Genomic DNA, 6,441 nt, shown 5'->3' on the forward strand with positions numbered 1-6,441 from the left:
AAATAATCATTCTAAAAGTACGAATTTAAATAACAATATGCACTATTTAAAAACGCAAGAACCGATGGCAAATTCTTGTTCCCAGTAAAAGCTTTGTCGAAAGTTTTTAGGGCTAAATATTGCGCCAAACTCAAGGCGAAATCACCTATCCAATACGAAAAAATCAGGCAGGATTTATGGAAAAAACCTTGAGTTGTATTTGCAAAGAAACCTTTCGGAAGTCCTAAATCGGTGGTGGAATATTTGGGAAGATATACCCATAAAATCGCCATTAGCAACAAGATAATCAAAAGCATCGACGGGCAAAACGTAACTTTTAATTACAAGGATTACCGAGTAGCGAGTGTTAAAAAACAAATGACGCTGACGCATCAGGAATTTATCAGGCGTTTTGCGTTGCATATTTTGCCTAAACGTTTTACTTCGTCAGTTCGCCCTCTGGGCTCGGGTGTGAAAATCCGTCATTATGGTTTTTTGAGCAGTATCCGGTAAAAATGGGACAGGCTCTGGAAACGGTAAAAACTAAAGCCTTTACAGGAAAAGCTGAAGGTAAAAGTTTTAGAAAAAGTAGAAAAGAAGCCTTTTTTACCTAAATGTCCGTGTTGTATCCTCCGCGGCGGACAGGCGGGCAATTTACATCGGATAGCGGTTTTTGACCAGCGTGGTCCGCCTCCCGAAGCCTCGGGATGGTATCTTGGCAGTAGCCAAAACACTATTCCCTGTAAAAGCTAATTTTGTGGGTAAGGACACGTGTGCCTAATCCCGAAACTTCGGGAAAGAAAAACACTCAAAAAACTAAATTAAAACTACTGCAAAAAAAAAAGACATTAAATCCTCTTGATATTTTCTTTCAATACTTTACGATAACTCCATAAGTGTTGCCGGGATGTAATCGGTTCCAGCTTGTACGCCGCGGAGCATTCAACAGGAATTTCATTACTTCGTCCAGTCGCTCGGATGTTCGTTCACCGATGCGTACGCAACGAATCCCTTGCTGTTGACGGCTGTTTATTTCGGGATAAATCGATTATGATCTTCTATTTCGGTTTTAATTTCCTTCATTCCTACTTTCTCAAATTTAGGTGTTGCTGCAATATCAACTTTAGTTCTATTCGATTTTGTTTGAACATCTGTTTCGACTTTATTTTCAATACTATTTTTAAATATTTTTATGCTAAAAATAACCAAACATACAATTCCTAATAGACCTAAAAATATATTCAAATAAAGTTCAATTCCATCTTTATCCAAATTTTGAATTAAAATTACTATTCCTAGGAGAATGAAAATAATTCCCCAATATTGCATTGATATCCAAAAAAGAGTGTGATTATTTTTAATTTTTAATCGTTGCCCTGTTTTTTCATCAATTAAAATTCTTTCATTTTCAGTATTCCATTTTGTTCCAAAATACCAGCTAAAAATACCAGTTACAAAAGCTGTGATAATAAATCCGTAATCAGCGTTTTCTGTTGGAAAGATTGAAACGCACAAAAGTAATGTTACTAATAATACAATAATAGAAAGAAATCCTCTACCTGACCATACAATCATAAAATTCAAATTTAATATTTTACCTACTTCCGATTATAGTCCTCTTTCGGTTTATTCGGACTTTTTTTAATTGCCGGTAACGTCAATTTGTCTAAAAACTCTCGTTTTATTTATCCCAAATATAATATTTTATTTTAAACATTAGCGGGAAAATTTGGTTAAAAAGTTGTCAACATATATCCGGAAAATCACGGTAAAAATTATAAAGCAGCAGTTTAGAAGATAAAATCGCTTCGGCTAATCCCGAGTGTTTTATTGAATATTTTCCAATCAAAACCATCTTGATTTTACCGCATAAAAAACGAGGACAAGCAATCCTCTTGAAATTCTCTCTCTAAACTTTACGATAACACCATAAGTGTTGACGGCATGTAATCGGTTCCAGCTTGTCCGCCGTGGAGGATTCAACACAGGTTTCATTGTTCGGCTTGCAGCCGCAACGAAACCTTATCTGTTGGCAGATGTTATTTAATCAGTCCTAGTTTTTTGAATTTTCTTTGTAGCTCGTAAAAACATTGTTCAATATTATCTCCTGAAAAAGGTATATATTGTAAACCTGCAATATTTGAAAATTCTTCAATTTCATTTTGCTTTAATATAATTACCTTATCAAAACCCAAGCGCCCTTGAAATAAACCTGCTTCGTGAATGACATTTTGTCTAGCCCTTGATTTCCCTTCTGCAGTTTCATCTTCTGCAGTCATAACCAAAATTGCCATTGAAGAATTATCTAAAAATTCATTCAATATATTAACTATGCTTTCGCTTGTTCTTGATTCATCTTCAAAAGTTAATGTTTGAAGATTTAAATCATCTTTTAAAAAAATTTGAAGTCTAGCCCAAAGCTTACTTCTTCCGTGTCCTATAAATATTTTGCCTAATCCCTTTGATTTTAATTGTGGCTTAGGTTTTATTAATTCAAATTCCTTATCTAACTCTTCTTTTGTTAATGAGCAAAGTTGCTGTACAATAGTGTTAATTCTTTTAACTGTGGTGTTATTAGTTGAAGTTTGAGGAGGAGGAAAATATAATACACCAGGACTGTTCGTTGGTCTATAACGAATAAAAAATTCTTCAATTTTATCAGAAAACATTTTTATGTCAATCAGACTTGCAGAATCTGAGAAGTCAACTTCAGATAGTTTTTTTACAAAAACTTGTATTGAGGAGAAAACTTTAAATCGTTTTTTACACTTTCCCATAATGCTTCTGAGAGCAATTCTAATTCTTTTACTTTCATTTAATTTTAAGTTTCTGAGGGTTAATATCTGCCAACGTCAGTCTGTGAAAAAACTTCCGTTTTATTATGCTCAAATATAATAAAAAACTAGCATTAAAAGGAGATTTTTCGTATTTTCAAGCATGCAACACATCATAGGTATTTAACGTCAACAACTGTGTTTTTCAAATTTAGAAGATACAATAAGTCCCGATAACCAGGTGCGATTTATAGATTCCTTTGTTGAGTATGTTGATAGCTCTAAACTGAATTTTGCTTTAAAAACACTCAAGACTGAAACCCCTCTTGTCATTCTCTCGTAAAACTTAATGATAAGTGCATAGTTCCTGCCAGTGACCGGTTCTCCCGTAAAAACGGGACAAGCTGTTCAACAGGTTATTCATTGTTAGTGCAGCGCACGCAACAAATCTCTAGCTGTTAGCGCTAGTACTATTAGTCGTAATGATGTTTACATTTCAAAATTTGGATTTGATCATCGATAAATCTGTAAATTAATCTATGTTCATCATCAATTCTTCTTGACCAAAAGCCAGCATACTTGTATTTCAATGGTTCTGGCTTTCCTATTCCTTCAAAAGGATTTCTTGAAATATCTTTGAGTAGATCATTTATTTTTTTAACTTTCTTCTTGTCAATTTTTTGCCAATACAAATAATCTTCCCAAGATTCATCAACAAATACATATTTCATTTTATTCCTCAATTAAGTCATTAGAAAATGACTTACCACTCTTAAATTTATCAATAGCAGAATCCAACCTTCTTTCGTTAGTTCTGTTTGATAATTCATAATTTGTTGCAATTAGTGAATTATATTCTTCAAGTGAAATAACAACAATACCTGAATCTTTTCCACGATTTATAATTAGAGTTTCAAAGTTTATTGCTACTCTATCAAAGTAAGATTTAATATCTTTTCTGAAATCTGAAATATTAGTTAGTACCATAATTATTATAATTTGTACAAATGTATGTACAATATTTTTATTTTACGCAATATTCGTCAAATCATTACTCCTAACATCAGTCTTTGAAAAGACTCTCGTTTGATTATCTTCAGATATAAAAAAAGTAGGTATTAAAAGAAGATTTTTCGTATTTTTAAGCATGCAATACATCATAGGTATTTCACGTCAACAAGTGCGTTTTTCAAGTTTAGAAGATACAATAAGTTCTAATAACCCGGTGCGATATATAGATGCCTTTGTTGAGTATGTTGATCGCTCTAAGCACTGTTTTGCAGTAAAAACTTACAAGAATAAAGCCCTATTGTTGTTCTCTCGTAAAACTTTAAACTAAGTGCATAGTTCATGTCAGAGACCATTTCCAGCTTGTCCGCCGTGGAGGATTCAACTGGTTTCATTGTTCGTTGCTGCGGACGCAACGAAAACCTAGCTATTGTGTGCTGTGTTTTTTTTACCACAACATTTTTTCTTGTAATTCAGCGTTCCAAAAATTTCCAGTTCCCATTTCGGTTTCTATAAGTTTAAATATTCCGTTTGCTGAAAATTCAGTTGATAATGGCGCACCTGCAGTTGATAATTTTGTATTTACCCAACCTGGATGAATTGAGTTTACAGCAATATTTCTGTTTTTCAATCTTGCAGACAAAGTTTTTGTGTACATATTCAATGCAGATTTCGACATTCTGTATGCGGTTGAATCAATTTTGGATATTATGTTAAACGTTGCCATAATTGAAGAAATATTTAAAATTTTCCCATTTTTTTTTACTAAATCTAAAATTGTTTCATTGAAACTTACAAGTCCGAAAACGTTAGTTTCAAAAGTTAATCTCAAACTTTCTAAATCTGGTTCCGTTCTATCCAAATCTGGCGCAATTCCAGCATTGTTTACCAAAATATCAATTCCGTTAAATTTAGTTCTAATAATTGAGTTTGCATTTTCTATTGATTTTTGATTTGTTAAATCCAATTCCACGACAAATAAGTTTTCAGATTTAATATTTTCAATTTTTCCATTTCTAGAAGTTCCAATTACAAAATAATTTTCAGCAATTAATTTTTCCGCTAACGCATTTCCTATTCCAGAATTTGCTCCAGTAATTAATACAATTTTATTTTTTAAATTCATTTTTATTTTTCAGTTTTTTTTCGGGAATATCGCACACAACGTTCGGGCACTACAGCGGGTTTGGAACTAAATTAAGCCCTATTTTCGGACTTGCCAAATAATACTAAATACAAGACCATTTTTTCATTAAGCCAAATGCCTAAACCCTTTGTAGTGGCTATTACAGAGCTTAGCAATATGCGTTAAACTTGTCAGTTTGTGTTAATTTTGGTCTATACTTTAATTTATACAAAGACTTATTTTGAGTATTTTCTACCTTTAAACAGATTCTTTTTTGACTTTTATCAAAGTTAAATTTAATTCTTTACAAAACTTTTTTGCATCAATAATTCAGTTAAAATTTCTTTTTTTTTCGGCAAAATAAATTCGACTCAATGTTTATTTTGAGTTTTCTACATATAAAATAGTAAAGAAGCTTTTAGATTAAATTCTAAAATTCATTAAACAATATCTTTTACTAAAATCCGAATTCATAAGCTATGTCTAATAATCAACAATTTTTTTCTTCAGGTAAATTTTTCCAGTTTATGTATCCACGAATATTGATTACCAGAAATACGGCATTTCCAATTGCTGTGCCTAAACTATTCATTAAAACAAATCCTAGAAAAATCCATACCACATTTGAGATAGCAAAAATTATAAATCCCCATTTATTTTTATTACCTAACATATAAACTGATAAAAGACTTAGTGATATTCCGAGCCAGTCAACTAAATAATATTCAAATATGTTTGCCATAAAATTATAAAATAATGTAAGTTAAAAATTGCGTTAAATTCTTGAATTCTCCGGAATCTGCTGAGCTATGCTCTGTAACATCAGTATGTAAAAAAACTTCTGTTTTATTATGCTCAAATATAGCAAAAAAACTGGCATTAAAATAAGTTTTTTCGTATTTATTAGTATTCAAATGGATTGTTTTTGCTAAGAAACCTTTTGGAAGTCCCAAATCGGTGGTGGAATATTTGGGACGTTACACCCATAAAATCGCCATTAGCAAACAGATAATTAAAAGTATTGACGGGCAAAATGTGGCTTTTGATTACAAAGATTATCGAGTAGCAGGTGCAAAAAAGAAGATGATACTAACGCATCAGGAATTTATTAGGCGTTTTGCGTTGCATATTTTGCCTAAACGTTTTACTTCGTCAGTTCGCCCTATGGGCTCGGGTGTCAAGATCCGTCATTACGGTTTTTTGAGCAGCAACTGGAAACGGCAAAAATTGAAGCTTTTACAAGCGAAACTCAAAGTAAAAGTGCTAGAAAAAGTAGAAAAGAAGCCTTTTTTGCCTAAATGTCCGTGTTGTAAAACGGGAAATTTACACCGGATAGCGGTTTTTGACAAGCGAGGTCCGCCTCCCGAAGCGTCGGGATGGTTTATTGGCGGTGGCCAAAACTCCATTCCCTGTAAAAGCTAAATTATGGGTAAGGGCGGATCAAGTCTAAAACCTGTGGGGAAATATTAAATTTCGATATTTGTATTTTAAAAATAGATACAAATGCAAGATTCTTTTAGTGAGCTAATCAAATTATTATTACCTGAAATTGTT

6 protein-coding genes and 2 pseudogenes are annotated in these 6,441 nt (G+C 32.5%); 2 read left to right on the forward strand and 6 right to left on the reverse strand.

Annotated features, from left to right (window positions below):
- Positions 1–45: 45 nt before the first annotated feature.
- Positions 46–732 (forward strand): annotated as a pseudogene (locus ACNQGO_RS13790) (IS91 family transposase); the annotation flags it as partial.
- A gap of 276 nt (positions 733–1,008) precedes the next feature.
- On the opposite strand, the gene ACNQGO_RS13795 reads toward ACNQGO_RS13790, so the two are convergent.
- The 6 genes from ACNQGO_RS13795 to ACNQGO_RS13820 form a co-directional block, all read right to left on the reverse strand.
- Positions 1,009–1,554: a hypothetical protein gene (locus ACNQGO_RS13795; RefSeq protein ID WP_417947391.1), complete on the reverse strand. Its 546-nt coding sequence runs from the start codon at positions 1,552–1,554 to the stop codon at positions 1,009–1,011.
- 464 nt (positions 1,555–2,018) lie between these two features.
- Positions 2,019–2,756, reverse strand: a complete 738-nt coding sequence (locus ACNQGO_RS13800; RefSeq protein ID WP_417947393.1) for a TIR domain-containing protein — start codon at positions 2,754–2,756, stop codon at positions 2,019–2,021.
- Between the two features lie 470 nt (positions 2,757–3,226).
- Complete coding sequence (locus tag ACNQGO_RS13805; protein ID WP_417947395.1) at positions 3,227–3,484, reverse strand: Txe/YoeB family addiction module toxin; 258 nt, start codon at positions 3,482–3,484, stop codon at positions 3,227–3,229.
- A 1-nt stretch (position 3,485) separates the two neighbouring features.
- Complete coding sequence (locus ACNQGO_RS13810) at positions 3,486–3,740, reverse strand: type II toxin-antitoxin system Phd/YefM family antitoxin (RefSeq protein WP_417985624.1); 255 nt, start codon at positions 3,738–3,740, stop codon at positions 3,486–3,488.
- A 469-nt stretch (positions 3,741–4,209) separates the two neighbouring features.
- Entirely contained in the window at positions 4,210–4,887 is a 678-nt protein-coding gene (locus tag ACNQGO_RS13815) for an SDR family NAD(P)-dependent oxidoreductase (RefSeq protein ID WP_417985625.1), read from the reverse strand.
- 490 nt (positions 4,888–5,377) lie between these two features.
- Positions 5,378–5,629, reverse strand: a complete 252-nt coding sequence (locus ACNQGO_RS13820) for a nicotinamide mononucleotide transporter (protein WP_417947956.1) — start codon at positions 5,627–5,629, stop codon at positions 5,378–5,380.
- Between the two features lie 173 nt (positions 5,630–5,802).
- Between ACNQGO_RS13820 and ACNQGO_RS13825 the strand changes: the two are divergent.
- Positions 5,803–6,309, forward strand: a pseudogene (locus ACNQGO_RS13825) (transposase); the annotation flags it as partial.
- Positions 6,310–6,441 lie beyond the last annotated feature (132 nt).

Source organism: Flavobacterium frigidum (genome assembly GCF_048286735.1).
Lineage (GTDB): Bacteria > Bacteroidota > Bacteroidia > Flavobacteriales > Flavobacteriaceae > Flavobacterium.

Excerpts from the sequence above, each read along its gene's own strand:
- ACNQGO_RS13795 (WP_417947391.1), bottom strand. The coding sequence starts at position 1,554 with ATGATTGTATGGTCAGGTAGAGGATTTCTTTCTATTATTGTATTATTA.
- ACNQGO_RS13800 (WP_417947393.1), bottom strand. The coding sequence starts at position 2,756 with ATGGGAAAGTGTAAAAAACGATTTAAAGTTTTCTCCTCAATACAAGTT.
- ACNQGO_RS13805 (WP_417947395.1), bottom strand. The coding sequence starts at position 3,484 with ATGAAATATGTATTTGTTGATGAATCTTGGGAAGATTATTTGTATTGG.
- ACNQGO_RS13810 (WP_417985624.1), bottom strand. The coding sequence starts at position 3,740 with ATGGTACTAACTAATATTTCAGATTTCAGAAAAGATATTAAATCTTAC.
- ACNQGO_RS13815 (WP_417985625.1), bottom strand. The coding sequence starts at position 4,887 with ATGAATTTAAAAAATAAAATTGTATTAATTACTGGAGCAAATTCTGGA.
- ACNQGO_RS13820 (WP_417947956.1), bottom strand. The coding sequence starts at position 5,629 with ATGGCAAACATATTTGAATATTATTTAGTTGACTGGCTCGGAATATCA.